Below are 24,117 nucleotides of genomic sequence, written 5' to 3'. Positions count from 1 at the left end.
GGTATGACCGCGGGGGTCGGCTAGCGTGCACCCGTGGTGAGGGTCGGGGTCGTGCTGCTGCCGCAGGAGCGCTGGTCGACGGCGCGCGAGCGCTGGCGCCGCGCCGAGGAGCTCGGCTTCGACCACGCGTGGACGTACGACCACCTGGCGTGGCGCGACCTCGCCGACGAGCCGTGGTTCGCCACCGTGCCGCTGCTCGCCGCGGCGGCGGCCGTCACGGAGCGCATCGGGCTGGGCACATGGGTCGCGTCGCCGAACTTCCGGCACCCGGTGCCGTTCGCCAAGGACGTCATGGGCCTCGACGACGTCTCCGGCGGCCGGTTCGTGCTCGGCGTCGGCGCGGGGGGCGAGGGCTGGGACGCGGGCGTGCTGGGGCCGGCGCCTACCCGCGCGGAGCGCACCCGGCGGTTCGCGGAGTTCCTCGAGGTGCTCGACGCGCTGCTCACGCAGCCCGTCACCGACCACGCGGGGGAGTTCTACGCGGCGCACGCGGCGCGCATGGTGCCGGGCACGCTCGCGCGTCCGCGGACGCCGTTCGTCGTCGCCGCCAACGGGCCGCGCGGCATGGCGCTGGCGGCCCGGCACGGGCAGGGCTGGGCGACGTACGGGCCCGGCACGGGCGTCGGCTCGGGGGACGCCGGCGCCGACCAGAAGGCGTGGTGGGACGGGCTCGCCCGCATGGCGGACGCGTTCGACGAGGTCGAGCAGGCCGCCGGCGTCCGCGTGCCCCGCTGGCTGAGCCTCGACGGGGCGCCGACGTTCTCGCTGACGGACGCCGACCTCGCGGCGGAGGGCGTCGAGCGGGCGGCGGCGCTCGGGTTCGGCGACGTCGTCGTGCACTGGCCGCGCGCGCAGGGCGTCTACGCGGGCAGCGAGCGGGAGCTCGAGCGGTTCGCGGGCATGCTGCCGCGGCTGCAGGCGCTGGAGCCGGCCGTCCGCTGACCCGTCAGGCGGTGGCGCGGCGGTGGGCGTCCCAGGCGCTGGCGACCATGTCGGCCGCCGTGTGCCGCATGCGCCAGTCGAGGTCGCGTGCGGCGGCCTCGCCCGACGCGACGATCCGAGCGGGGTCGCCCGGCCGGCGCGGCGCGATCTCCGGCTCGAAGGCGATGCCGGTGACCTCGGCGACCGTCGTCATGATCTGCCGCACGGAGAGCCCGTCGCCCGAGCCGAGGTTGTAGACGCGCTCGAGGTCGCGCCCCGCGGCGAGCGCGCGGGCCGCCGCGACGTGCGAGACGGCGAGGTCCGCGACGTGCACGTAGTCGCGCACGCACGTGCCGTCGGGCGTGGGGTAGTCGTCCCCGTTGATGCGCGGCGTGCGGCCGGCCGTCAGGGCGTCGAGCACCAGGGGGAACAGGTTGTGCGGGCTGGAGTCGACCAGGTCGGCGTGGCCGGACCCGACGACGTTGAAGTACCGCAGCGACGTGTGCCGCAGGCCCGTCGCGCGTCCCTGGTCGCGCAGCAGCCACTCGCCGACCAGCTTGGACTCACCGTAGGGCGACTCGGGTGCGGTGGGGGTGTCCTCGGTGACGACGTCGACGTCCGGGGTGCCGTAGACGGCCGCGGACGACGAGAACACGATGCTGCCGACGCCCGCGTCGGCCATCGCGGCGAGCAGGTGCGCGGTGCCCGTGACGTTCTGCTCGTAGGTGTGCAGCGGGCGCTCGACGGAGACGCCGGCGTACTTGAAGCCGGCGAGGTGGACGACGCCCGTGACGCCGTGCTCGACGAGGGCCGCGCGCACGGCGTCGGTGTCGACGACGGACGCCTCGACGAGCGGCACGTCGTCCGGGACGAACCCGCGGTGCCCGCTCGAGAGGTCGTCGAGCACGACCGGTGCGAGCGTGGTGTCGCCGGTCCGTCCCACCGCGTCGAGGAACGCCCGCACGACGTGCGCCCCGATGTACCCCGCCCCGCCCGTCACCATCCACGTCATGGGGGCGAGCCTAGCCGGTGCGGACCGGTTTTCCAACACGATCGAACATGACCGAACAGTTCCACACAGGGTGCATCCGGGCGTGGCGCTCGACCGGAAGTCCCCGGTGGCGGCGGTGCAGATGCTCAGTACGCTGAGCGATTCCGGACGAGGGGCGGGCGGGGAATGGACGAGCGGCACGTGCAGGACGGCCCCGCCGTGGCCGAGAACCGCGTCGGGACGGGCGTCCGGACGCCGCCGGCGGGCACGCCGACCGGTGGCTCCGTGCCCGCCAGCGACGCGCGCGTGGCGCTCGCCCACGAGGTCGAGCGCGTCACCGCCGCCGCCGAGCGCCTGCTCGTCGAGGCCGTCGACGACCGCGTCCGGCACGGCCGCGCGCTCGCGGCCGAGCACGGGTACCTGTGGTCCGACCTCGCGGCGGTGCTCGGCGGCAAGCTCATGCGTCCCCGCCTCACGGTGAGCGCGTACCTGGGCCTCGGCGGCGCGGACGTCGACGCGGTGGCCCCGGTCGCGGCCGCGCAGGAGATGCTGCACACCGCGATGCTCGTGCACGACGACCTGCTCGACCGCGACGAGGTGCGCCGCGGCCGGCCCAACGTCGCGGGTGCCACGCGGGCGCGGCTCGCGGCGGCCGGCGTCACGGGCGCCGCGCAGCACGACCAGGTGGGCGCGGCCGCGCTGCTCGCGGGCGACACCGCGCTGGCGCAGGCGTTCGCGCTCGTCGCGCGCGCCTCGGTGCCCGCGCACGTCGTCGGCGAGCTCGTGCGGCTGCTGGCGTCGGGCGTCGACACGACGGTGGCCGGCGAGCTGCTCGACGTCCGCGGCGAGGTGCAGGCCCTCACGGACGTCGACACGCTGCTGGTCGCCGAGCTGAAGACCGCCGCCTACTCGTTCCGCGTGCCGCTCGAGTCGGGCGCCGTGGTGGCGGGCGCGTCCCGCGAGCACCGCACCGCGCTCGCGCTCGTCGGGACCGCGCTGGGCCTCGCGTACCAGCTCACGGACGACGACCTCGGCGTCTTCGGCGACCCCGCCGCGACCGGCAAGTCCGTGCTGTCCGACCTGCGCTCCGGCAAGCGCACCGAGCTGCTGCGGCTGACGTGGGCGCGCGCCGACGCGGCCGGGCGCGCGGTGCTGGGCACGCACGTCGGCCGGCCCGAGCTCGACGAGGCCGGCGCGGCCCGCGTGCGGGACGTCATGCGGGACTGCGGGGCGCTCGACGAGGCGCGGTCGCTGACCCGCCGGACGGCGGACATGGCGCGTACCCTCGCGACGACGACGTTGCCGGAGCCGCTCGCGGGGTACCTCGCGGGCGTCGTCGACGACCTCGTCGCACGCGGGCACTGACGGGTGGGGACGGACCGCGGGCACGGCACCGGCCTGCCCGCGCCGACGGGCACGGGCACCGGCGCGGCCGGTGCGCGCGACGACGGCGGCGACCTTCGCCGCGCGGCACGGAGGGACGCCACGGACGGCATGCGCACACCGGACGACGACACGACGGGCGCACGCCTGTACGACGCCACCGCGGCACGGGCGAGCGCGGTCGTGCTGCGCGCCTACTCGACGTCGTTCGGGCTCGGCACGCGGCTGCTCGGCCCGCGCACGCGCCGCGACATCGAGGCGGTGTACGCGCTGGTGCGGCTCGCCGACGAGGTCGTCGACACGTACCGCGGCCCGGACGCCGGCGCCGAGCTCGACGAGCTCGAGGCGCAGACGGCGCGCGCGCTCGTGACGGGGTACTCCACCAACGTCGTGGTGCACGCGTTCGCCCGCACCGCGCGCCGCACGGGCATCGGCCACGCCGAGGTGGACCCGTTCTTCGCGTCGATGCGCGCCGACCTGACCGTGCGCACGCACGACCGGGAGAGCTACGAGCGGTACGTCTACGGCTCCGCCGAGGTCGTCGGGCTCATGTGCCTGCGCGTCTTCCTCGACGCCGAGCGCGGCCCCGGCGACCCGCCCGTCGAGCCGTCCGCGGCCGCCGTCGCGGGTGCGCGCGGCCTGGGCGCCGCGTTCCAGAAGATCAACTTCCTGCGCGACCTCGGCGCGGACCGGGGCGACCTCGGGCGCAGCTACTTCCCCGACGTCGACCCCGAGCACCTGACGGACGCCGACGTGCGCGCGGTCCTCGACGAGGTCGAGCACGACCTCGCCGTCGCGCGCGCCGCGCTGCCCGAGCTGCCGCCGCGCGCCCGGGTGGCCGTGGAGGCGACGCTCGCGCTGTACGCGCGGCTGCTGGACCGTCTGGCGACCACGCCGGCGGAGGACCTGGAGGGACGACGCGTGCGGGTGCCCGGACCGGAGAAGGCCGCCGTCGTCGGCGGCGTCGTGGGACGCGCGGTGGCCGGCGCGGCCGCGCGGCGGGCGCGCCCGGTGGCGACGCGGCTCGTCGCGGCGGCGCGGGCGGCCGCGGGGGCGCGCACCACCGCGGGGCGGCGGCCGTGACGGGGCCGGTGCGCGTCGTCGTCGTCGGTGGCGGCGTGGGCGGGCTCGCCACGGCGGCGCTGCTGGCGCGCGGCGGTGCGCGGGTGACGCTGCTGGAGCGGCACGAGCGCGTCGGCGGGCGCGCGGGCACCTGGGAGGTCGACGGCTTCCGCTTCGACACCGGGCCGTCCTGGTGGTTCATGCCCGAGGTCATGGAGCACACGTTCGCCCTGCTGGGTCGCCGGCTGTCGGACGAGATCGACCTGGTGCCGCTCGACCCGGCGTACCGGCTGTTCCCCGAGCCGGGCACGCAGCCGGCGGTCGCGCCGTTCGACGTCACGGCCGACTGGGACACCAACGCCGCGCACTTCGACGCGCTCGAGCCGGGCGCCGCCGCGCGGATGCGCCGGTTCGTCGACGAGGCGTCCGACGCGTACCGCGTCGCGCTCGACCACTTCCTGTACACGACGTTCGAGCGCCCCGACCGGGCGCTGTCGGCCGACGTCGTCCGCCGCGGCCGCACCCTCGCGCAGCTGCTCACCCGGTCGCTCGCGGACAAGGTCGCGGCGACCGTCGAGCACCCCGTGCTCCGGCAGGTGCTCAGCTACCACGCCGTGTTCCTCGGCTCGTCGCCGTACCGCGTGCCCGCGCTCTACAGCCTCATGACGCACCTCGACCTGTCGGCCGGCGTCTCGTACCCGCGTGGCGGCGTGTACCGGCTGGTCGAGGCGCTGGAGAAGGCGGCCGTCGAGGAGGGCGTCGACGTGCGCACGGGGGCGGACGTCGTCGCGATCGACGTCGAGGACGCGCCGCGCTCGCTGCGCCACCCGCGCCGCACCGGCCGCGCGCGGGGCGTGCACCTCGCCGACGGGACCTTCCTGCCCGCCGACGTCGTGGTCTCGGGCGCCGACCGGCACCACACCGAGACGGCGCTCCTCGACGAGCGGCACGCCGACCTGCCCGCGCGCGTCTGGGACGACCGCGGGCCGGGCATCTCCGCGCTGCTCGTCATGGCGGGCGTCCGCGGCGCGCTGCCCGAGCTGCGGCACCACTCGCTGTTCTTCACGCGCGACTGGCCCGCCAACTTCGACGCCATCCTCGGCACCGACCGCGGGTCGCGCGCCGACGCGCTGCGCGTGCCGGACGTCGCGTCCGTGTACGTCTCGCGCACGAGCGCCACCGACCCGACCGCGGCGCCGCCCGGGCACGAGAACCTGTTCGTGCTCGTCCCGTTCCCCGCGGACCCGGCGATCGGCGCGCGCCCGGGCGAGCTCGACGCGCACGCCGACCGGTTCCTCGACCAGGTGGGCACGTGGGCGGGCGTGCCCGACCTGCGCTCGCGCGTCGTCGTGCGGCGCGTCGTCGGCCCGGCGGACTTCGCGCGCGACCTGCACGCCTGGCGCGGCACGGCCCTCGGCATGGAGCACACGCTGCGCCAGTCGGCGATGTTCCGGCCCGGCGTCACCTCCCGGCACGTGCCGAACCTCGTGCACGTCGGCGGCGGCACGATGCCCGGCGTCGGGCTGCCGATGGTGCTGATCGGCGCGGAGCTCGTGGCCAAGCGGCTGCTGGGGGAGACGTCGGCGCGCCCGCTGGCAGCGCCGCTGCGGCCGGGCTACCTGGGCTCGGCGCTGCCCCGCGGGCTGTGGAGCGACGTCGTGCGGGGCCGCGCGTGATCGCGTTCGCGTACCTGGCGGCGCTGCTCGTCTCGCTCGGCTGCCTCGCGCTGTGCGACCACCGGTGGCGGCTCGCGTTCTTCGACGACGCGCGTCGCGCGGCCTGGACCGTCGGCATCGGCGTCGTCGCGTTCCTGCTGTGGGACGTCGCCGGGCTGCTGCTCGGGATCTTCGCGCGCGGCGACTCCCCGCACATGACGGGGCTGCTGCTCGCGCCGGAGCTGCCGGTCGAGGAGGCGTTCTTCCTCACGCTGCTCTGCTACGTGTCGCTGCTGGCGTGGCGGGGGCTCGAGCGCGTGCTCGCGGCCCGCGACGCACGGCGCGCCGAGGGGGTGGCCCGGTGACGAACATCGTGCTCAACGTGATCGTCCTCGCGGTGCTGCTCGCCGTGTCGTGGCCCGTGCTGCGGCGCCTGCGCGGCGGGCCCGTGCTCGGGGCGGTGCTGCTCGTCTGCGTCCTCACCGCCGTGTTCGACACGCTGATGATCGACGTCGGCCTGTACGTGTTCGACCCCGACAAGATCCTCGGTGTGCACGTCTGGGGCGCGCCGCTCGAGGACTTCGCGTACGCGGTCGCCGCCGCGGTCGGCATGCCGGTGCTGTGGACCGTGCTGGGGCGCACGCGGTGGGGCCGGTCCCGCCGCGCCGCCGAGGAGGAGGGCTCGACCCGTGCGTGAGGTGCTCGCGGCGTCGCGGCCGTTCTCGTGGGTGAACACCGCCTACCCGTTCGCGGCCGGCTGGCTGCTGGCGACGGACGGGCGCGTCGACGTCGCGTTCGTCGTCGGGACGCTGTTCTTCCTGATCCCCTACAACCTGCTGATGTACGGCATCAACGACGTCTTCGACTACGCGTCCGACCTGCGCAACCCGCGCAAGGGCGGCATCGAGGGCGGCCTCGTCGACCCGGCGCGGGCGCGGTCCGTGCACCGGCGGATCCTCGTCGCGTGCGTCGTCACGACCGTGCCGTTCGTCGTGTGGCTGCTGGCGCTCGGCTCGGTCGCGGCGGGGCTGGTGCTCGCCGTGGTCCTGTTCGCGGTCGTCGCCTACTCGGCACCCGTGCTGCGGTTCAAGGAGCGGCCGGTCCTCGACTCGCTCACCTCCGCCACGCACTTCGTCGGGCCGCTGCTGTACGCGCTGGTGCTCGCGGACGCGGACCTCGGTGCGCGCACGACGTGGCCCGTGCTGGTCGCGTTCGTGCTGTGGGGCATGGCGTCGCACGCGTTCGGGGCCGTGCAGGACGTGCGGGCCGACCGCGAGGGCGGCATCGCGTCGGTCGCGACCGTGCTCGGCGCGCGGCCGACCGTCCGGGCCGCGACCGCCGGCTACGTCGTGGCCGCGCTCGTGCTGCTCGCGCTGCCGTGGCCCGGCGTCCTCGCCGCCCTGCTACCCCTGCCGTACGCCGTGAGCACGTGGCGGTTCCGCGGCGTCACGGACGCCGACTGCGAGCGCGCCAACGCCGGGTGGCGCACGTTCCTGTGGCTCAACCTCGTCACGGGCTTCCTGGTGACGATGCTGCTGATCGCGGTCGCGCTGGGCTGACCGCTGCGACGAGGTCGGTGCCGTCGCCCGGCAGGTCAGGTCCGGTACGGCGTGCAGCCGACGGGCGCCCGCGACGCCGCCAGCCCGGCCTGGGAAGGAGGGCGAGAGCCTCGACGAACGTCTCCGAGGAGTGTTCCGTGCCGTCGGCCATGGTGGCCGTCACGCGCGAGGGACAACGACGGATGCGCTCGCGGACTCGCCCGGTGGCCGCCGCGAGCACCACACCCTGTGCGAGCTCGACGCTCCGGGCGCCCGGTCGAGCTCGAGGAGTCCACCGGCGCCGACGGCCACGACGAGGAACTGCTCGGCGACCACGTCCCTGCTGGCGACCGGGTGCGCGCACCGGGAGAACGTCGCCCAGACGCGCGCGACCGGACGCGACCGTTCAGTGAACTCGTCGGCGCGCCGATGATCCAGGAGTAACGGCATGCTGCTTCGGGATCTCCGGGCACTGCTGGCGGGCGAGGGGGACGGGCGCTTGGGACAGAAGATCGATCGGCCGCACGCGACATCGGCGGTGGCGCCGTGAGGTTGCAGAGCCGGTGGACCGCGACGCTCGGTGCGGTGTGCTGCGGAGCCGGCGTCGCTCTTGCTGCCTTCGCCGCCCTCGCGAAGGACTCCGGGGATGGGGTCAACGAGGCACCTCTGGCTCGGTGGGTGGGCGCGACCGTGGTTCTGGCACTGACGACCTTCGTGTGGCACGTGACCCTCCGGCCCGCGGTCCTCGTCGTCCCGGAGGGTCTGCTGGTGAGGCAGATCGCCACCGCTCACCAGTTGCCGTGGGGGTGCATCGAACGGGTCGAGCTGACGTTGGCAGGTGCAGTCGTGCTGCATACGACCGCCGGCGAGATCGTCCCCTTCACCTACTCCGGATCCCTGCTCTCCGCACTGTCCGGGGCACCAGGCGCCCGGCGAGCCCTCCAGGCGATCGAGGAGTCACGTTCGGCCCGGCGGAGCACGTCGGGCGTTCGGCGCACCTGCTCCTGGCGTGTGTCCGTCGACATCCGGCCGCTCATCGTCGGGTCCGCGGTGGCGGGAGCCCTTGCGTGGATGGCGTGACCCCGGCCGCCTGCTGACGGCGCGCGCCGCCCTCGCGAGGGCTGGCCGGCCGCTGCTGCGCGACGCTCGATCTGGTCATCGCACAGGAGCGGCGTCTGAGAGGTCCGGCGGACGCGGGTTAGGCCAGCGGGCCCAGCTCCGGGAGCGTCACGTGGGCGTCGGCGACGGGGGCGCGCAGCTGGGAGATCGTCGCCCAGCCGCGGGCCACGAGCGCGGCGTCGCTGTCCGGGTCCTCGTCCAGCTCGACGTCGGCGTACGTCAGCGTCAGGTAGCCGGCGTCCTCGTGCTGCACCTGCGCCTGCACGGCGCCGACGCGGGCGAGGTGCGCGGGTCGCAGACCCTTGACCTGGTCCAGCGGCAGGTCGGGCACGTTGAGGTTGAGGACGCGGTCGTGCTCGCCGGTCTCGACCAGCCACGCCAGCACGGGCGCCGCGTAGGCGGCCGCGGACTCGAAGTGCGACGGGGCGTGGCCCGTCAGCGACACCGCGAGCCCGGGGATGTCGTGCGTCGACGCCGTGAGGCACGCGCCGACCGTGCCGGAGTGCAGCACCGCGTGGCCGGTGTTGGGGCCGCGGTTGATCCCGGACAGCACCAGGTGCGGCTTCGGGCCGAACGCGCCGTACGCCGCGACGAACGCGATGAGCCCGGGCGCGGCGCCGACCGCGTACGACCGCACCTCGCCGTCCAGCCCCGGCGGCGTGCGCTCCTCGACGACGAGCCGGCCGTCCTCCTGCGCGCCGAGCAGCGACGCGCTCGCGCCCGAGAACTCGTGCGACGGCGCCGCGACCACCACGTCGTGCCCCGCCTCGAGCGCCACGCGCGTCAGCGCGGCCAGGCCGGGGGAGTCGATGCCGTCGTCGTTCGTCACCAGCACGCGCACGGGCGGCCTCCTCGCAGTCGTCGGGCCCGCGGGGACCGGGCGCCGGGGGAGTCGTCGTCCGCTCCATCCGACACGCTCCCGCCGGTTCCCGCGACCCCAGCCCGCGCGGCGGTCACCGTCGGGGCCGCCGGTGAGACCGGCGTCGCCGGGTCGTCACGTGCCGGGGAGGTCGGTCTCAGGCGTCGCCGGACGTGCGGCCGTCCTGCCCCAGGTCCCGGACCTCGACGCGGGCCGCGAAGCGCTCGATGTGGTCGCGGTGACCCGTGCCCAGGCCGTGCCGCGTGACGTTCAGGGCGCCGGCCGCCGCACCCAGGCGGACCGCCTCGACCAGGTCCAGGCCGCGCGCGAGGCCCACCGCGATGCCGGCCGTCATCGAGTCGCCCGCGCCGCGGTGGTCCGCGACCGTCGTCTCGGGCGCCACGACGTCGTGCACGCGGTCGCGGGTGACGACGAGCACGCCGTCGCCCGCGCGGGAGACGACGACCGCGCGCGTGCCGCCCTCCGCACCGGCGTCGAGCAGGGCCCGCGCGCCCGTGACCAGCGCCGGCACGTCGTCGCCGTCGGCGAACCCGCCGTCGGCCATCTCCTCGTGGCTGATCTTCAGCACGCCGCCACCCGCCTCGACGTACGCGCGCGCCGCGTCGCCCGACAGGTCCGCGACGAGCGTGCGGTCCGCCGCGCGCAGGTCGCCGACGAGCCGGCTGAGGACCTCCGCCGGCAGCACGTGCGCCGGGTCGGCCCCCGTCAGGACGGTGACGTCCGCCTCCAGGGACTCGACGAGGACCGTGCCGTACAGGTCGTCGAGCTCGTGCCGGTCGAGCGGCGCAGCGGGCCGCTCCGCCACGGCCTCGCGGTCCCCCTCGCGGCGGTCGTGCACGTAGACGCCGTTGCCGCCCTTGTACGCCACGCCTCGCAGCTCCATGCCCTCCGCCTCGGCGAGCGCGCGCAGCGCGATGCCCGCCTCGCCGCCGAACGGCCCGCACACGACCGCGTCGGCGCCGAGCGACTCCGCCATCCGGGCCACCCACAGCCCCTGCCCGCCGGGGTGCACGTGCACCTCCGGGTGCTGCTCGACGACCGAGCCGTCGTCGCGCACCGGCTGCGTCGTCGGCGCCTCGACCGTGACCGTCAGCCACGGCGTGGTCGCCATGACGCAGATGCGCGGCGCGTCCGGGCGGCGTACCGGCGTCTGCTCGTCGGTCGGGTGGGTGGGCATGGCGTCGGGCTGCTGCGACATGGCAGGAGTGTGCTGGTCCGGACCCTCCCGCGCGCGTCGAGCACGCGCAGGTCGGCCCGCGTCAGACCTCGCGCACCGCCTCGCCCGCGATCTCGACCTTGACCCGCTTGCCGACGAGCCAGCCGCCCGCCTCGAGCGCGACGTTCCACGACAGGCCGAAGTCCTCGCGGTTGAAGTCCGTGGTCGCGGAGAACCCGAAGATGTCGCGGCCGTACGGGTCGGTGCGCGCCCCGCCGAAGTGCATGTCGAGCGCGACCTCGCGCGCGACGCCGCAGATGGTGAGGTCGCCGACCACGGTGAACCGGCCGCCGACGCCCACGGTCCGCTCGACGAGCTCGGTGGCGACGCGCGAGCGCTCCGGCAGGTGGTTGCGCAGGCGTGCCCACTGCGCGATGGCGTCGTCGGCGACGCGGCGCTCGACCCGGCGGCTGCGGAACTCGATGGTCGGCCACCGGTCGACGTCGAGGAAGTCCGAGCTGCGCAGGTGCGTGTCGCGGTCCTCGTTCTGCGTCGTCAGCGTGCCGGTGCGGATCGTCGCCGTCACCTGGGAGTCCAGCGGGTCCTCGCCCACCCGGATCGTCGCCGCCGCGGCCGAGAACTCGCCGCGCACCTGGCTCACCATCATGTGGTGGGCCGTGAACCCGACCCGCTTGTGGGCGGCGTCGAGCACGTACGTGCCCGCGGCGGGGATCGTCATCCCCTTCCAGCGCCGTGTCGTCTCCTGCGTGCCGTCCGTCATGCGTGTCGTCCCCGCTCTCGTCGCCTCGTGCCGCCGGCCGGCGGTCCGGGCCCTTGCCCCTGCGGGCACGCCGCGGCGGACGGTGCGGGTGTGCGGGGGCCGTGCGATCGACGGGCGCCCGACGAGTGCCGGTACGTCCCCTGTCGAGGGCCTATGGTCCGTCACACGGACGGATTGCGCCACATCGCCCGAAAGGCGGACAAAGCGCATGTTCGGCGGGCGCACGCGGACGGCCCCGGACCGCGGGGTCCGGGGCCGTCAGGTCGTGCGGTCAGAACGTCCAGCGCTGGTTGGCGGCGCCGGAGCAGTCCCACAGGTGCACGCGCTGGCCGTCGCGCACCGGCGTGCCGCCCGCGGCGTCGAGGCAGCGGCCGGCCTGCGGGTTGCGGAGCGTGCGGCTGCCGGCGTCGAACGTCCACCGCTGCGCGGCCGTGCCGTTGCAGGTCCACAACTGGACGACCGTGCCGTTGGCGGTGCCGCCACCGCTCACGTCGAGGCACTTGCCGAGGGCCCGGACCGTGCCGTCGGCGCCGCGCGTCCACGACTGCGCGGCGTTGCCGTTGCAGCCGACGACCTGGATCGGGTTGCCGTCGCGCGGGTCGGCCCACGGGACGTCGAGGCACAGGCGGTCGTCGACGCGGATCGTCCCGGTGCCGGTCGGCAGGGCCCCGCCGGTCCCGCCGCCGGTGCCGCCGCCCCCGTTGGCGCCGTTGTCGTAGACGCGGACGTAGTCGACCTTCATCTGCTGCGGGAGCTGGGTCGAGCCGTCCGGGTAGCCGGGCCACTGCCCGCCCACCGCGACGTTGAGGATGAGGAAGAACGGCTTGTCGAACACCCACTGGCGGCCGCCCAGGCTCGCGGGCGTCACGCGGTGGTACACCTGGCCGTTCACCGACCAGACGATCTCGCCCGGCCGCCAGTCGATCGCGAACGTGTGGAACGTGTCGGCGAAGGACCAGTTCTGCGGGTGCTGGTAGGTGCCGAGCAGCCCCGCGCCGCCGGAGTAGCCGGGGCCGTGGATGGTCCCGTGCACGAGGTTCGGCTCGCGGCCGATGTTCTCCATGATGTCGATCTCGCCGCTGTTCGGCCACGCGTTCTGCGGGAAGTCCGCGCCGAGCATCCAGAACGCCGGCCAGATGCCCTGGCCGCGGGGGATCTGGATGCGCGCCTCGACGCGGCCGTAGCGGGTCTCGGCCTTGTCGTTGGTCTGCAGGCGGGCGGACGTGTAGCGGCCGTCCGCCTCCCGGCGGGCGGTGATGACGAGGTTGCCGGCGCCGTCGAGCGCCGAGTTGGCACGGGACGACGTGTACTCCTGGAGCTCGGCGTTGCCCCAGCCGCCCGCGCCCAGGTCGTAGTTCCAGACCCGGCTGTCGGGGGCCGCGCCGGCGGGGCCGTCGAACTCCTGCTGCCAGACGATGTCGCCCGGGGCGGCGGCGGCAGGAGTGGCCGCCGCGACGGCCGCGACGGCGCCCACGCCGGCGACGAGCGCGGCGGTGACGGCGGCGGTCAGCCGGTGGACGGGGCGGCGTGGCCGCCGGGTACGGGGTGCCCTCGTGTCGGGGGCGGGGTGGACGGGTGCAGCGCGCACGGGATCCTCCTTGGCGGTCCGGGGGGACCGACGGGTGAATCCGCCCTGTGCCGCCTCGGCCGCCTGGGGTCGCGGCCCGACGCGAGCGGGTCCGGGTCGTCGTCGACCCGGCCTGGCGAGGCTACGGCGCGGGGTGACACGTGACAACCGGGCGGCGGGAGCCCACTGCCGTGGGCTGCCCGCCCCGCGGCGAGCCGCGCGTCCGGCCCTCTCGGCGTGGCAGCGGCGGCGATGTCGGTGGTCGGGGAGAGGCTGTGGCCATGGTCGTCGTCTCGTGCTCCTGCGGTGAGGTCTCCTACCCCTCGCACAACCCCGTCCGTGCGCTGCCCGTGGCGCAGCGCGTCCGGCTCGCCGGCACCGCCGGCGAGCGCGCCACCGTCGTCGTCGACGTCGACGCCGACTGGCACCCCGGTGGCGCCAGCCTGCACGTCGCGTGCGTGTGGCTGGTCGCCGAGGTCACCCTCGACGCGCTCGTCGCCGGCCTCGACCCGGCGGACGCGGCGCTCGTGCGCGCGGCGTGGGTGCTGCCGCGCGAGGACGCGCTCGACGTCGCCGCGCCCGAGGCCGCCGCGCCCGGGCGGGCCGCGCGGCACGCCGTCGGTGCCTGACACCGCGGACCACGCGGTCGCGCCGGGATCGGCGGGCGGGCCGCGGGGATGACGTGGCAGGCGGTGGGCTGGCTCACCACGCTCGGGTACGCCGCGCTGGCGGCGGCCCCGCTGGTGGTGGCGGCGCGTCGGCGGCCACGGGGCACGGCGACGCGGGGGCGCCGCGCCGCGACGTGGGCGCCCCCGCTGCTCGCGTCGCTGGCCGTCGCGGTGTGCTGGGTCTCGCTGGGCGCACCGCGCGAGTCCCCCGAGGGGCACACGTGCGCGGCCGAGCCACTGACGGGCATCACGGTCGACTCCGAGGACGGCCCGGACCCCTCGTGCCTGGCGGTCAACCGGACCGCCGCCGGCCGGACCGCGGCGGCGGCGGTCGCCCTGTCCGCGGGCGGCACCGTGCTCGCGGCGCGGCGGGGACGCGCGGCGGCCGAGCCCGCGGACGCGGCTGACGCGTCGGCGGCTGGGGACGTCGAGGTCAGCCGATGACCGTCGACCTCAAGAAGCAGATCCCCACGTACACGGCGCGGCGCGGGCGGTTCGACGTCGTGGACGTCGCCCCGCTCGACTACCTCGTGGTCGACGGGCACGGGGACCCGAACACGTCGCAGGCGTACGCGGACGCCGTCGCGTCGCTGTACCCGCTGGCGTACCGGCTCAAGTTCCTGCTGCGGGACGCGCTCGGCGTCGACCACGTGGTGATGCCGCTCGAGGCGCTCTGGTGGGCCGACGACATGGCGGCGTTCACGTCCGCGCGCGACAAGAGCCGCTGGGACTGGACGCTGATGATCGCGGTCCCGGACGCGGTGACCCCCGACCACGTCGAGGCCGCGCGCGCGGCCGCCGCGCGCGGCACGCACGGCCCGCGGACCGGCGACGTCCGGCTCGAGCACCTGCACGAGGGGCTGTGCGTGCAGACGCTGCACGTCGGCCCCTACGACGCGGAGGGTCCCGTGCTCGCCGAGCTGCACGAGCGCGTGGTCCCCGGCGAGGGACTGCGGATGACCGGCCGGCACCACGAGATCTACCTCGGTGACCCCCGCCGCACCGCACCGGAGCGGCTGCGGACCATCCTCCGCCAGCCCGTCGAGCGGCTGGGCGGGTAGGACCGCCGCCCGGAGGCCGGGGTCCGTGCGCGGCACCCGCGCGACGGGCGACCCCGCCCGCCCCGGGAGCGTCGTCCCGGCGGTGGGACCTCCGTCCGGGGCGGTACGCACCGCGGGTGCGTACCGTGCGAGGGAAGCCCTCGCGGCAGGTGCCGCCGCGGGGGACCGCCTGCCGAGGGGCCACGCCGATGACCACCGCCGCACCCGACGACACCCGGACCTCCGTCCCGCCCGCGCCGTGGTCGCTGCCCGGGGCGGAGGTGCTGCGGGCGGTCGGCGGGTCGCCCGACGGCCTCGCGGGCGCGCACGCCGCGGACCGGCTCGCGCGCGACGGCCGCAACGAGCTGCCCGAGCCGCCCCGGCCGTCCGTGCTGCGGCGCCTGCTGAGCCAGTACGCCGACGTGCTCATCTACATCCTCGTCGCGGCCGCGGTGCTCAAGGCGCTGGTCGGCGACTGGGTCGACCTGGCGGTGATCGTCGTGGTCATCGTCGCGACCGGGCTGATCGGGTTCGTGCAGGAGGGGCGGGCCGTGTCGGCGCTCGCGGGCCTGCGCAAGATGCAGTCGCTGGACGCGCAGGTGCGGCGCGACGGCGGCTGGGGGGTGGTGGACGCCGCGACGCTCGTCGTCGGCGACGTCGTGCGGGTGCGCAGCGGCGACCGCGTGCCGGCGGACGTGCGGCTGCTGGCGTCCTCCGGCCTGCAGGTCGACGAGTCCGCCCTGACCGGCGAGTCGGTGCCGGCCACCAAGGACGACGCCGTCGCGGACGCGGACGCGGGCGTCGGCGACCGGTCGTCGATGCTCTTCTCGGGCACCATCGTGACGGCAGGCAACGCCGAGGGCGTGGTCGTCGGGACGGGCGCCGGCACCGAGATCGGCCGCATCTCCACGCTGGTGGCCGACCAGGACTCGACGGACACCCCGCTCGCGCGGCAGCTCGAGCGCCTCGGCACGCAGCTGGCCGTCCTCATCGGCGTGCTCGCCGTCGTCATGCTGCTCGTCGGGTACCTGGTGCACGGGCTGGAGGTCGAGGAGCTGATCTCCGCGGCGATCGGGTTCGCGGTCGCCGCCGTGCCGGAGGGCCTGCCCGCGCTGGTGACGATCACGCTCGCGCTCGGGGTGCAGCAGATGGCCCGGCAGCGCGCGATCACGCGCCGGATGGAGGCGGTCGAGACCCTCGGGTCCACCACGACGATCTGCTCGGACAAGACCGGCACGCTGACGCAGAACGAGATGACCGCGCGCACGGTCGTCACCGCCGCGGGCACGTACACGGCGGAGGGCACGGGCTACGACCCGACCGGGCGCGTCGTCACCGCCGACGGCGCGACGGCCGACCTCGACGCGCACCCCGACCTCGCCGCGTTCGTGCTCGCCGCCGGGCTCGGCAACGACGCGCACGTCGAGCGGACCGAGGACGGCTGGCGCGTCGTCGGCCAGCCGACGGAGGGGGCGCTCGACGTGCTCGCCGCCAAGGCCGGCCTCGACCGGGCCACCGCCACGCGCGTCGGGGCGGTGCCGTTCGAGTCGACGCACAAGTTCGCCGCCACGCTCGACGAGGTCGTCACCGGTGGACCGGGCGGGGCGGTCCGCGTCGCGCACGTGGTCGGCGCGCCGGACCGGCTGCTCGACCGCGCCGTCACCGAGCGGGCCGCCGACGGCTCGCTCGTGCCCCTGGACCGGGACGCGTGGGAGGAGCGGGTCGACGCCCTCTCGGAGCGCGGCCTGCGCGTGCTCGCGGCCGCGGTGCGGCCTGCCGACGGTCTCGACGCGATCACGCTCGACGACCTCGCCGGCGGTCTGACGTTCCTCGGGGTCGTGGGCATCGTCGACCCGCCGCGCCCGGAGGCCACCGCCGCGATCGCGGAGGCCCACGCCGCCGGCATCCGGGTCAAGATGATCACGGGCGACCACCGCGGCACCGCGACGGCCATCGCCCGCGAGCTGGGGATCGCGCCGGCCGAGGGCCGCGTGGCGGCGCTGACCGGCGCCGACCTGCAGGGCATGGACGACGACGCCCTGGCTGCGGTCGTCCGGGACGTCGACGTCTACGCCCGCACCTCCCCCGAGCACAAGCTGCGGATCGTGCGCGCCCTGCAGGCGCACGGCGAGGTGGTCGCGATGACGGGGGACGGCGTCAACGACGCCCCCTCGATCACGCGCGCCGACGTCGGTGTGGCGATGGGCATCAAGGGCACGGAGGCGACGAAGGAGGCGGCGGACGTCGTCCTCGCGGACGACAACTTCGCGACGATCGAGCGTGCGGTCGAGGAGGGGCGGCGGATCTACGACAACATCCGCAAGGCCGTCGTGTTCCTCCTGCCGACCAACGGCGCGCAGTCGCTCGTCATCCTCGTCGCCGTGCTCGCCGGCTGGGCGCTGCCGCTCTCGCCGGTGCAGATCCTGTGGGTCAACCTCGTCACCGCGCTCACCCTGTCCCTGACGCTCGCCGGCGAGCCCGCCGAGCCGGGCATCATGCGGCGGCCCCCGCGGGCGCCGGGTGAGCAGGTGCTGTCGGGGCGGGCGACCGCGGTGGTGCTCGTCGCCTCGGTGGTCATCGGCGCGGCCACGCTCGTCGTCTACCTGCTGGAGCGCGACCGCACCGGTGACTACGCCGTCGCGCAGACCGCCGCGGTCATGATGCTCGCGCTCGGCCAGCTCGCGTTCCTGCTCAACTGCCGGCTGCTCAACGGCTCGGCGTTCACCCGGCGGGTGCTCACGGGCAACCGCGCCCTGTGGCTCTCGGCCGGGCTGCTGATCGCGCTGCAGCTCGTGTTCACGTACGCGCCATTCATGCACGCGTGGTTCGACTCGGCGCCGATCGGGCCGGTGAGCTGGGGGCTGACGGCCGGCGTCGCGGTGGTCGTGTTCCTCGTGATGGAGGCGGCGAAGGCGGTGGTGCGGCGGGTGGGGCAGCCGTCGCCGGGCGCGCGGCCGGTCGCGCACGCCTGAGCGACCGGCCGGGGGACGGCCGCCGCTAATGGACACGCCCGTGCGCGGTACCGCTGCCACGGTCGCCGCATGCCTGCACCCGCCTCTCCGACCGCCTCGTCAGCCGGTCCTCGGTCCTCGGTCCTCGACCCGGCGACGCGCGAGCAGGCCGAGCGCACCGCCGAGCTGCCGTTCGTCCACCCGCACCTCGCCCTCATGCCCGACGCCCACCTGGGCAAGGGCGCGACTGTCGGCAGCGTCATCCCGACGCTGCGCGCGCTCATCCCCGCGGCCGTCGGCGTCGACATCGGCTGCGGCATGATCGCCGTGCGCACGTAGTTGACCAAGGACGAGCGGCGCGTGCCGCTCTCGGCGGGAACCCCAACAACCGGATCCCCGGACGTCGTCCGCCGAGTCCTGGAACGTGGACCCGCCCGCTCGAGGACGTGCCTGCGGTCCGCGTCGCCGTCCCACCAGACGGCTTGCAGCCGCGACCTCCAGTGCTCCCGTCACTCGGATTCCACGAGCGGGACCCCTTCCTCACCCACAGCACCGTCGCGGGGCTTCACGGCGGATGGGGTGCTGGCCCGCCCGCCGATGGGCCGTGACGTCCGGCTGCAGCTGGTGCCACGGCCGCGCGGTGCTCGGGTCGGGACCGAGCACCGAGGCTGGTGACGCCGCGCTCAGGACCTCAAGGCGTCCGCGACATCGAGGCGGGTCGCGGAGACGGCTGGTACCGCCGCGCCGGCCAGGCTCGTGAGTACCGCCGCAGCGGTCCCGTTCAGCACCGCCGGCCAGGGCAGGGTCACGGGATCGGCGATGAACGTGTGCGACGTCAGGGCGGGAGCCACCACGTACACGCCGAGCATCGCCACGGCGACGGCTCCGGACGACACGATCAGGGCCACCAGGAGGTTGGCCCCGAGCACCTGGACGAAGACGTCGAGCCGGCGGGCCCCTACCGCGCGGCGCACGACGAGCTCACGGGCGCGCTCGGACAAGGACGCGAGCCCGATGTTGAGGATGCCGATGCCCGCGACCACGAGGGCGACCACGGCGCAGGCGACGAAGGCCCTCTGGACGACGCGCGCGGAGGCTCGCGCCTCCTCGACGGTGTCGACGCGGCGGACGTCGCGGTCGACGAGGTCGAGCCCTGCGATCTCGGCGGCCTCACGCAGGACTGGCGCGGCAGCGCCGAAGGACTCGACGCCGGCCCTCAGGTAGGTGGTCGCCGACCCGGCCGGCAGTGACGCGGGCCAGACCTCGGCGGCCTCCGCCAGCGTGCCGTACACCGTCGGCTCGGGCAGCCCGTCGGCGACGACGCCCGCGACGGCCGCGGCCGCTGTGCCGTCCTGAGGAGTCCCCAGGGTGAGCGTCGCCGGTACCCGCGTGACCTCCAGACGTCGTGCCGCGGCCTCGTTCAGCACCACGGATGGTGCGGCGCTGGTCCCTGCCCGTGGCCAGCTCCCCGTGACGAGGGGGCGGCGGTAGATGTCGTCGAGCGCGCCCACGATCCACCGGGCGGACAGGTCCTGCTGGGCACGACCCTCGGCTCCTGGCTCCCCGTTCGCTGGCGCGGCTCGTACGGCTGTCTCCAGGACGAGCCCGGCGGCGGCGTCCTGGGGCCCGATCCGCGCCTGGACGCCCTCCACCCATCGGTGGGCGGCGGCCACGTCCTGCGCTGTGATCGTCGTCGAGAGCGCGTAGGTCGCCTCCCGTCCGCGGAGCTGCTCGTGGGCTGCGATGACGTACCCGGTCGACAGCTGGTCCGCGGCAGAGACGCCCACGACGGCGAGCACGCCGACGAGCATGCTGAGCGCGGTCAGCACCGTGCGTAGCGGCCGGGCGCGCAGGTCGTGCACGCACGTGCGCAGCGCGCGGCTCATGCGGGTACCGGGCGGTGCAGCGCTCCGTCGCGCAGCTCAGCGCGCTCGTCGAGCGCCGACGCGACGGCGTCGTCGTGGGTCACGACGACCGCGGCGGCGTCCGACAGCCGACAGGCTGCGAGCAGGTGGGCCATGACGTTTTCACCCGTCGAGGTGTCCAGTGCGCCGGTGGGCTCGTCGGCCAGGACGAGCTGCGGCCGGCGCACCAGGGCGCGCGCGACGGCCACGCGCTGCTGCTCTCCTCCTGACAGCTGGCGCGGCCGTCGCCGTTCGAACCCTGCAAGGCCGACCGCCTCCAGCTGCGCCGACGCGGCCAGACGGGCTTCTCGTCGGCGCATGCGCGCGCCGTACTCCACCGGCAGCAGCACGTTCTCAAGGACCGACAGATGCGCGACCAGCGAGTAGTCCTGGAAGACGAAACCGATCCGCGCGTTGCGCAGCCGCGCTGCCCGGGCGTCGGAGATCGCCGTGACCTCCTCGCCCATGAGCCACAGGCGCCCGGCTGACGGCGTGCGCAGCAGACCGAGGGTCGCCAGGAGGGTCGTCTTGCCGCACCCGGACCGCCCGACGACAGCGAGGCTGCGGCCGGGGGCGACGTCCACGTCCAGGCCGGAACCCAGCGTCAGGACGCCGCCGGAGCGCAGGGGGACATGCACCCCGAGGCTTCGTGCGCGCAGGACGGCGGCTCCGTCCTCGGTCACGAGGATCCGAGGCCGGGCGCGTAGGCCAGGACGACGTCCCCTTCGTCGAGGCCGGAACGGACCTCGACCAGGTGACCGTCCGAGACGCCGAGCTCCACCGTGACACGGCTGTGCCTGGTGCCCTCGATGCGAGTGACGACACCCGAGCCCGTCACTCCCGAGACGGCCTCGACGGGCAGTGTCAGGACGCCCTCGGCCCGCGCGGTCTCCAGCCCGACCTTCGCCTCGAGCCCGCCCATCACCTGCGCGTCGCCAGGCAGCAGGCAAACGAACCGCGCGCCCGCCTCCGCCAGGGAACCCTCGGTGGTCCCGCCGGCCGAATGGGCGGCCGGTGCCGGCACGACGTCGCACGGGAGCCCGCCCGGGCCGCCGGTCACGTTGGTCGTGCCCTTCGCGGGCACGCTGTACAGACGGTAGGCGTGCTCGGCCGGGATGCTCACGTCGATGCCGAACCCGGTGTAGCGCAGGTCCGCGACGGGCAGGTCGGCAGGGACGGTCACCTCATCCGGTACGTGCCACCTCGTGACGACGCCAGCAGCCGGTGCGACCAGCGGCACCGAGCCGATGCTCGCCAGAACCTGCCCGGCTGCGACGCTCTTCCCCTCCTCGGCCTGGACGTCGAGGGGCCCAGCGCCGCCGGCGCGGATCGTGACGTCGGGCTGAGCGACCGTCACGCCGTTCAGGACCAGCACCGAGGTGAGATCACCCCGAGAGACGGTCGTCGTGGCCGGTGCGCCGGCCGGCTGCGGCTCAGCGGTCGTCCCGCTGTCCGCGCTGCCCGGGGTGCAGCCAGCCGATGCGACGAGAGCCGCTGCTGCTGCCACCAGGGCGGTACGCCGGCCGCGTCGTGCGTCTTTCACGTGTCCTGGTCCGAGCAGTTCGCGGACACGTCCCGCTGCACCCCGCTCGGGTCTCCCATCCGGGCGTCTTCGATGATGCCCCGCACGACGGGCTGGGCACTCTCGGGGTCGAAGTGCTGCTTGAACTCCGGGCGCTCGAGGATCGCCGCGTACATCGTCAAGGCGTGCTCCGCAGCCGCCGGGTCGTTCTCGCGCGCCTCGAGCCACGCCTTGCCCCAGACGCAGTTCCACACCATCACCGCATCCGTCGCCCCGACCCCGGCCTGGTACGACCAGCCGGCCTCGTCCTCGCGGCGCGGAGGTGGCGTGTGTCCCTCCGGCCACTCCAGCTCGGCGACGACGGCGTCGTACTCGGCGACGATGTCGTCCTGGCCGAGCAGCTCCTCAGCTGCGGCGCTAGGTGCCTCCCCTGGCGCTTCGTCCGAGGAGCAAGAGGCGAGCAGCAGACAGCCACTGACGGCGAGCAGGACGGCGACGGATGCGGTGCGGTGCGTGCTCATCAGTAGTAGAGCGTCCCGGCCCAGCTGTTCGAGCACGTGCCCACGGACGCCTGGTCCATCTGGGCGCCCAGGCGGAACCGGGTGTCCTTGACGTAGTTGTTGCCCGACTGCAGGACCCCGTAGCGGTCGGCACCCTCGAACCACGAGTCCCAGTAGGAGCCACTGGCGACGATGTACGTGCCGATCCGCATGTCGTAGCCGCTGTGGACGCCACCGGAGGCCTTGCTCAGGTACAGCTCTGTGCGCACCGGCGTCTGCATGTACCGCACGGTGGTGTAGATGGTCCGCGACCCGGTGCAGTTGACGGTGCCGCTGACGGTGGTCGTGGCGGCCTGGCTGGCGGTCGCGGTGCCCGTCAGGGCGGTGATAGCGACCGCCAGCGTCGCGATGGTGCGTCGTCCTCGTCCTCGTCCTCGCATGTAGAGCCCCCTCGCTTGTTCATGAGCGCAAGGCGACTCCGATGTCCGCGCGTGCCCTGATGGCACCGATGACGCTAGTCATAGCGGGGCGCGAATGTGGCCAAATCGAGCGACACGAACGTGACACACATCACACAAGCGGCTGGCGACGAGGTTGTGCCACAGCGGACTACGGCGTTCGGGTGACGTGGCTTGTCGACCGCAGACGGTAGGGGGGCGGCGGACCGGGCGGTTCTCGAACAGGTGTGCCGCGCCTCGGCGACGAGGTCGGGGTACGCGATGACGGACCGGCGCGGTGTGGCTCTTTCTGCACTCGGGGTCGCGCGGCGTCGGCAACCGGCTCGCGCAGCACCACATCCGGGTCGCGGCGGACGTGTGCTGCCGGCGCGGCGTCGAGCTGCCGGACCGCGACCCGCGTACCTCGAGGAGGGCACGGACGAGCTCGACCACGCGTGCGCGCGCTGCGCTGGGACCAGGACTGTGCCAGACGACCTTGCGCGGCACGTCCTGCGCCTCATCCAGGATGGTGACCGCGACGGCGGCCGTCCCGCCGGCGCCGAGCGTGACGGCGTCCCGGTCCAGCGACGCGCGCAGGCGCGGCGTGCTCACACCCGCCGCCGCGCGCGACCTGCTGCGGTGGACGACGTCACGGCACACCTCCCGCCACCATGGGAGCGGGTGCGGGCGCGCGCCGTCGAGTGCCGACCGACAGCCGAACGACCACATCGCGCCGGCCGATTGAGCGTGACGGCGCCCCGGCGCGCTGCGAGCATCGCCGCATGCCCTTCACCCGCCTCTCCGACCGCCTCGTCAGCTGGGCCTCGGTCCTCGACCCGGTGACGCGCGAGCAGGCCGAGCGCACCGCCGAGCTGCCGTTCGTCCACCCGCACGTCGCCCTGATGCCCGACGCCCACCTGGGCAAGGGCGCGACCGTCGGCAGCGTCATCCCGACGCTGCGCGCGCTCATCCCCGCGGCCGTCGGCGTCGACATCGGCTGCGGCATGATCGCGGTCCGCACGCAGTGGACGCAGGACGAGCTGCGCGGCGCGCGGAAGCCGCTGCGGGCGCTGCGCGAGGACGTCGAGCGGCGCGTGCCGCTGTCCGCGGGGGCCGCGAACCGTCGCCTCACCGACAGCGCGGCGGATCGCGTCGGCGTGCTGGAGGAGGCCGCCGCGGCGATCGGCCTGACGCCCGACGCGTACGTCGCCGGGTGGCGCCTGCAGATGGGCTCGCTCGGCTCGGGCAACCACTTCATCGAGGTGTCCCTCGACGAGGCGGACCGGGTGTGGCTGTTCCTGCACTCGGGCTCGCGCGGCGTCGGCAACCGGCTCGCGCAGCACCACATCCGGGTCGCGGCCGACGTGTGCCGGCGCCGGGGGATCACGCTGCCGGACCGCGACCTCGCGTACGTCGAGGAGAGCACCGACGAGTTCGACCACTACGTGCGCGAGCTGCGCTGGGCCCAGGACTACGCGGTCGCCAACCGCGAGGAGATGATGGACCGGGTCGTGGCGGCGCTCGCGCAGCACATGGGCGCGGACGTCGTCGAGCACGAGCGCGTCAACTGCCACCACAACTTCACCGAGCTCGAGCACCACCACGGCGAGGACGTGTGGGTGTCCCGCAAGGGCGCGATCCGCGCGCGCGCGGGGGACGCGGGCCTCATCCCGGGGTCGATGGGCACGGCGTCGTACGTGGTCGTCGGGAGGGGCGAGCCCGAGTCGCTGTGCTCGAGCCCGCACGGCGCCGGGCGCGCGTACTCGCGGTCGGCGGCGCGGCGCACGTTCACGCGGGCGCAGCTGCGGGAGGCGATGCAGGGCATCGAGTACCGCGACACCGACGCGTTCCTCGACGAGATCCCCGCCGCGTACAAGGACATCGACCAGGTGATGGCGGACGCCGCCGACCTGGTGGAGGTCCGGCACGTGCTGCGGCAGGTGGTGAACGTCAAGGGCGACTGACCGCCGCCCGACGGACGCAGCCCCCTCGCCCCCGTCGAACCCGCGATCGTGCAGGGACCTGATGTCCGGTCCCTGCAC

At 75.2% G+C, this 24,117-nt stretch carries 24 protein-coding genes and 1 pseudogene; 15 read left to right on the top strand and 10 right to left on the bottom strand.

All coding sequences use genetic code 11. The annotated features are described in order from the left end of the window. Window positions 1–33: 33 nt before the first annotated feature. The gene (locus ACFUMH_RS09705) at window positions 34–942 is read left to right on the top strand and encodes an LLM class flavin-dependent oxidoreductase (RefSeq protein WP_378204011.1); all 909 of its coding nucleotides are present in this window, start codon (window positions 34–36) and stop codon (window positions 940–942) included. Between the two features lie 4 nt (window positions 943–946). Here the strand turns inward: ACFUMH_RS09705 and galE are convergent, their stop codons facing one another. After that, complete coding sequence (galE, locus tag ACFUMH_RS09700; RefSeq protein WP_378204008.1) at window positions 947–1,933, bottom strand: UDP-glucose 4-epimerase GalE; 987 nt, start codon at window positions 1,931–1,933, stop codon at window positions 947–949. A gap of 165 nt (window positions 1,934–2,098) precedes the next feature. On the opposite strand from galE, the gene ACFUMH_RS09695 reads away from it, so the two are divergent. The 7 genes from ACFUMH_RS09695 to ACFUMH_RS09665 all read left to right on the top strand — a co-directional run bounded on the left by ACFUMH_RS09695 (window position 2,099) and on the right by ACFUMH_RS09665 (window position 8,630). Next, window positions 2,099–3,277 carry a polyprenyl synthetase family protein gene (locus ACFUMH_RS09695; RefSeq protein ID WP_378204005.1) on the top strand — a complete coding sequence of 393 codons (1,179 nt, stop codon included), beginning with the start codon at window positions 2,099–2,101 and terminating at the stop codon, window positions 3,275–3,277. 129 nt (window positions 3,278–3,406) lie between these two features. Then, window positions 3,407–4,378 carry a phytoene/squalene synthase family protein gene (locus ACFUMH_RS09690; protein ID WP_378204003.1) on the top strand — a complete coding sequence of 324 codons (972 nt, stop codon included), beginning with the start codon at window positions 3,407–3,409 and terminating at the stop codon, window positions 4,376–4,378. Beyond that, on the top strand, window positions 4,375–6,033 hold the full coding sequence (gene crtI / locus ACFUMH_RS09685) for a phytoene desaturase family protein (RefSeq protein ID WP_378204000.1): 1,659 nt from the start codon (window positions 4,375–4,377) through the stop codon (window positions 6,031–6,033). The genes ACFUMH_RS09690 and crtI overlap by 4 nt, the downstream gene beginning before the upstream one ends. Then, the gene (locus ACFUMH_RS09680; RefSeq protein ID WP_378203997.1) at window positions 6,030–6,377 is read left to right on the top strand and encodes a lycopene cyclase domain-containing protein; all 348 of its coding nucleotides are present in this window, start codon (window positions 6,030–6,032) and stop codon (window positions 6,375–6,377) included. Before crtI ends, ACFUMH_RS09680 begins: the two co-directional genes overlap by 4 nt. After that, the gene (locus ACFUMH_RS09675; RefSeq protein WP_378203995.1) at window positions 6,374–6,709 is read left to right on the top strand and encodes a lycopene cyclase domain-containing protein; all 336 of its coding nucleotides are present in this window, start codon (window positions 6,374–6,376) and stop codon (window positions 6,707–6,709) included. The genes ACFUMH_RS09680 and ACFUMH_RS09675 overlap by 4 nt, the downstream gene beginning before the upstream one ends. Beyond that, a complete protein-coding gene (locus ACFUMH_RS09670; protein WP_378203992.1) occupies window positions 6,702–7,571 on the top strand; it encodes a prenyltransferase in 870 nt (289 codons plus the stop codon). The genes ACFUMH_RS09675 and ACFUMH_RS09670 overlap by 8 nt, the downstream gene beginning before the upstream one ends. Before the next feature lie 525 nt (window positions 7,572–8,096). Next, complete coding sequence (locus tag ACFUMH_RS09665) at window positions 8,097–8,630, top strand: hypothetical protein (RefSeq protein WP_378203989.1); 534 nt, start codon at window positions 8,097–8,099, stop codon at window positions 8,628–8,630. A 118-nt stretch (window positions 8,631–8,748) separates the two neighbouring features. On the opposite strand, the gene surE is transcribed toward ACFUMH_RS09665, so the two are convergent. From surE to ACFUMH_RS09645, 4 genes are all read right to left on the bottom strand, one after another. Further along, window positions 8,749–9,510, bottom strand: coding sequence for a 5'/3'-nucleotidase SurE (gene surE / locus ACFUMH_RS09660; RefSeq protein WP_378203986.1), 762 nt, complete (start codon window positions 9,508–9,510; stop codon window positions 8,749–8,751). Window positions 9,511–9,685: 175 nt separating this feature from the next. Continuing rightward, entirely contained in the window at window positions 9,686–10,747 is a 1,062-nt protein-coding gene (locus tag ACFUMH_RS09655) for a 1-phosphofructokinase family hexose kinase (RefSeq protein ID WP_378203983.1), read from the bottom strand. A gap of 61 nt (window positions 10,748–10,808) precedes the next feature. Then, complete coding sequence (locus tag ACFUMH_RS09650; protein WP_378203980.1) at window positions 10,809–11,486, bottom strand: YceI family protein; 678 nt, start codon at window positions 11,484–11,486, stop codon at window positions 10,809–10,811. Window positions 11,487–11,757: 271 nt separating this feature from the next. Then, window positions 11,758–13,074, bottom strand: coding sequence for an RICIN domain-containing protein (locus ACFUMH_RS09645; protein WP_378203977.1), 1,317 nt, complete (start codon window positions 13,072–13,074; stop codon window positions 11,758–11,760). Between the two features lie 260 nt (window positions 13,075–13,334). Between ACFUMH_RS09645 and ACFUMH_RS09640 the strand changes: the two genes are divergently transcribed. The 5 genes and pseudogenes from ACFUMH_RS09640 to ACFUMH_RS09620 all read left to right on the top strand — a co-directional run. Then, window positions 13,335–13,682 carry a hypothetical protein gene (locus tag ACFUMH_RS09640; RefSeq protein WP_378203975.1) on the top strand — a complete coding sequence of 116 codons (348 nt, stop codon included), beginning with the start codon at window positions 13,335–13,337 and terminating at the stop codon, window positions 13,680–13,682. 48 nt (window positions 13,683–13,730) lie between these two features. After that, window positions 13,731–14,165 (top strand): hypothetical protein, encoded by a 435-nt coding sequence (locus tag ACFUMH_RS09635; RefSeq protein ID WP_378203972.1) that lies wholly within the window; start codon window positions 13,731–13,733, stop codon window positions 14,163–14,165. Beyond that, window positions 14,162–14,782 carry a GyrI-like domain-containing protein gene (locus tag ACFUMH_RS09630; RefSeq protein WP_378203969.1) on the top strand — a complete coding sequence of 207 codons (621 nt, stop codon included), beginning with the start codon at window positions 14,162–14,164 and terminating at the stop codon, window positions 14,780–14,782. Before ACFUMH_RS09635 ends, ACFUMH_RS09630 begins: the two co-directional genes overlap by 4 nt. 188 nt (window positions 14,783–14,970) lie before the next feature. After that, on the top strand, window positions 14,971–17,733 hold the full coding sequence (locus ACFUMH_RS09625; protein ID WP_378203966.1) for a cation-translocating P-type ATPase: 2,763 nt from the start codon (window positions 14,971–14,973) through the stop codon (window positions 17,731–17,733). Window positions 17,734–17,802: 69 nt separating this feature from the next. Next, window positions 17,803–18,048: pseudogene (locus ACFUMH_RS09620) on the top strand (RtcB family protein); the annotation flags it as partial. A 347-nt stretch (window positions 18,049–18,395) separates the two neighbouring features. Here the strand turns inward: ACFUMH_RS09620 and ACFUMH_RS09615 are convergent. The 5 genes from ACFUMH_RS09615 to ACFUMH_RS09595 all read right to left on the bottom strand — a co-directional run bounded on the left by ACFUMH_RS09615 (window position 18,396) and on the right by ACFUMH_RS09595 (window position 22,078). Next, entirely contained in the window at window positions 18,396–19,598 is a 1,203-nt protein-coding gene (locus ACFUMH_RS09615; RefSeq protein WP_378203963.1) for an ABC transporter permease, read from the bottom strand. After that, window positions 19,595–20,254, bottom strand: a complete 660-nt coding sequence (locus tag ACFUMH_RS09610; protein WP_378203960.1) for an ABC transporter ATP-binding protein — start codon at window positions 20,252–20,254, stop codon at window positions 19,595–19,597. Before ACFUMH_RS09610 ends, ACFUMH_RS09615 begins: the two co-directional genes overlap by 4 nt. Before the next feature lie 41 nt (window positions 20,255–20,295). Beyond that, window positions 20,296–20,991 carry a hypothetical protein gene (locus ACFUMH_RS09605; RefSeq protein ID WP_378203957.1) on the bottom strand — a complete coding sequence of 232 codons (696 nt, stop codon included), beginning with the start codon at window positions 20,989–20,991 and terminating at the stop codon, window positions 20,296–20,298. Between the two features lie 164 nt (window positions 20,992–21,155). After that, complete coding sequence (locus ACFUMH_RS09600) at window positions 21,156–21,695, bottom strand: hypothetical protein (RefSeq protein WP_378203954.1); 540 nt, start codon at window positions 21,693–21,695, stop codon at window positions 21,156–21,158. Beyond that, a complete protein-coding gene (locus ACFUMH_RS09595) occupies window positions 21,659–22,078 on the bottom strand; it encodes a hypothetical protein (protein WP_378203951.1) in 420 nt (139 codons plus the stop codon). Before ACFUMH_RS09595 ends, ACFUMH_RS09600 begins: the two co-directional genes overlap by 37 nt. A gap of 295 nt (window positions 22,079–22,373) precedes the next feature. On the opposite strand from ACFUMH_RS09595, the gene ACFUMH_RS09590 reads away from it, so the two are divergent. Beyond that, window positions 22,374–22,820 carry an RtcB family protein gene (locus ACFUMH_RS09590; RefSeq protein ID WP_378203948.1) on the top strand — a complete coding sequence of 149 codons (447 nt, stop codon included), beginning with the start codon at window positions 22,374–22,376 and terminating at the stop codon, window positions 22,818–22,820. A 37-nt stretch (window positions 22,821–22,857) separates the two neighbouring features. After that, window positions 22,858–24,039, top strand: coding sequence for an RtcB family protein (locus ACFUMH_RS09585; RefSeq protein ID WP_378203945.1), 1,182 nt, complete (start codon window positions 22,858–22,860; stop codon window positions 24,037–24,039). Window positions 24,040–24,117 lie beyond the last annotated feature (78 nt).

Origin of the sequence: Cellulomonas sp. NPDC057328 (assembly GCF_042667215.1) — a bacterium.
In the GTDB taxonomy this organism is placed as follows: domain Bacteria; phylum Actinomycetota; class Actinomycetes; order Actinomycetales; family Cellulomonadaceae; genus Cellulomonas.
The sequence above is the reverse complement of the archived record's forward strand: the minus strand, read 5'-3'. Positions and strand labels throughout refer to the sequence as shown.

What these genes read in the sequence shown, in the direction of transcription:
- galE (WP_378204008.1), bottom strand. Translation starts at nt 1,933, where the DNA reads ATGACGTGGATGGTGACGGGCGGGGCGGGGTACATCGGGGCGCACGTC.
- ACFUMH_RS09695 (WP_378204005.1), top strand. Translation starts at nt 2,099, where the DNA reads ATGGACGAGCGGCACGTGCAGGACGGCCCCGCCGTGGCCGAGAACCGC.
- ACFUMH_RS09690 (WP_378204003.1), top strand. Translation starts at nt 3,407, where the DNA reads ATGCGCACACCGGACGACGACACGACGGGCGCACGCCTGTACGACGCC.
- ACFUMH_RS09655 (WP_378203983.1), bottom strand. Translation starts at nt 10,747, where the DNA reads ATGTCGCAGCAGCCCGACGCCATGCCCACCCACCCGACCGACGAGCAG.
- ACFUMH_RS09650 (WP_378203980.1), bottom strand. Translation starts at nt 11,486, where the DNA reads ATGACGGACGGCACGCAGGAGACGACACGGCGCTGGAAGGGGATGACG.
- ACFUMH_RS09640 (WP_378203975.1), top strand. Translation starts at nt 13,335, where the DNA reads ATGGTCGTCGTCTCGTGCTCCTGCGGTGAGGTCTCCTACCCCTCGCAC.
- ACFUMH_RS09635 (WP_378203972.1), top strand. Translation starts at nt 13,731, where the DNA reads ATGACGTGGCAGGCGGTGGGCTGGCTCACCACGCTCGGGTACGCCGCG.
- ACFUMH_RS09630 (WP_378203969.1), top strand. Translation starts at nt 14,162, where the DNA reads ATGACCGTCGACCTCAAGAAGCAGATCCCCACGTACACGGCGCGGCGC.
- ACFUMH_RS09625 (WP_378203966.1), top strand. Translation starts at nt 14,971, where the DNA reads ATGACCACCGCCGCACCCGACGACACCCGGACCTCCGTCCCGCCCGCG.
- ACFUMH_RS09615 (WP_378203963.1), bottom strand. Translation starts at nt 19,598, where the DNA reads ATGAGCCGCGCGCTGCGCACGTGCGTGCACGACCTGCGCGCCCGGCCG.
- ACFUMH_RS09595 (WP_378203951.1), bottom strand. Translation starts at nt 22,078, where the DNA reads ATGCGAGGACGAGGACGAGGACGACGCACCATCGCGACGCTGGCGGTC.
- ACFUMH_RS09585 (WP_378203945.1), top strand. Translation starts at nt 22,858, where the DNA reads ATGCCCTTCACCCGCCTCTCCGACCGCCTCGTCAGCTGGGCCTCGGTC.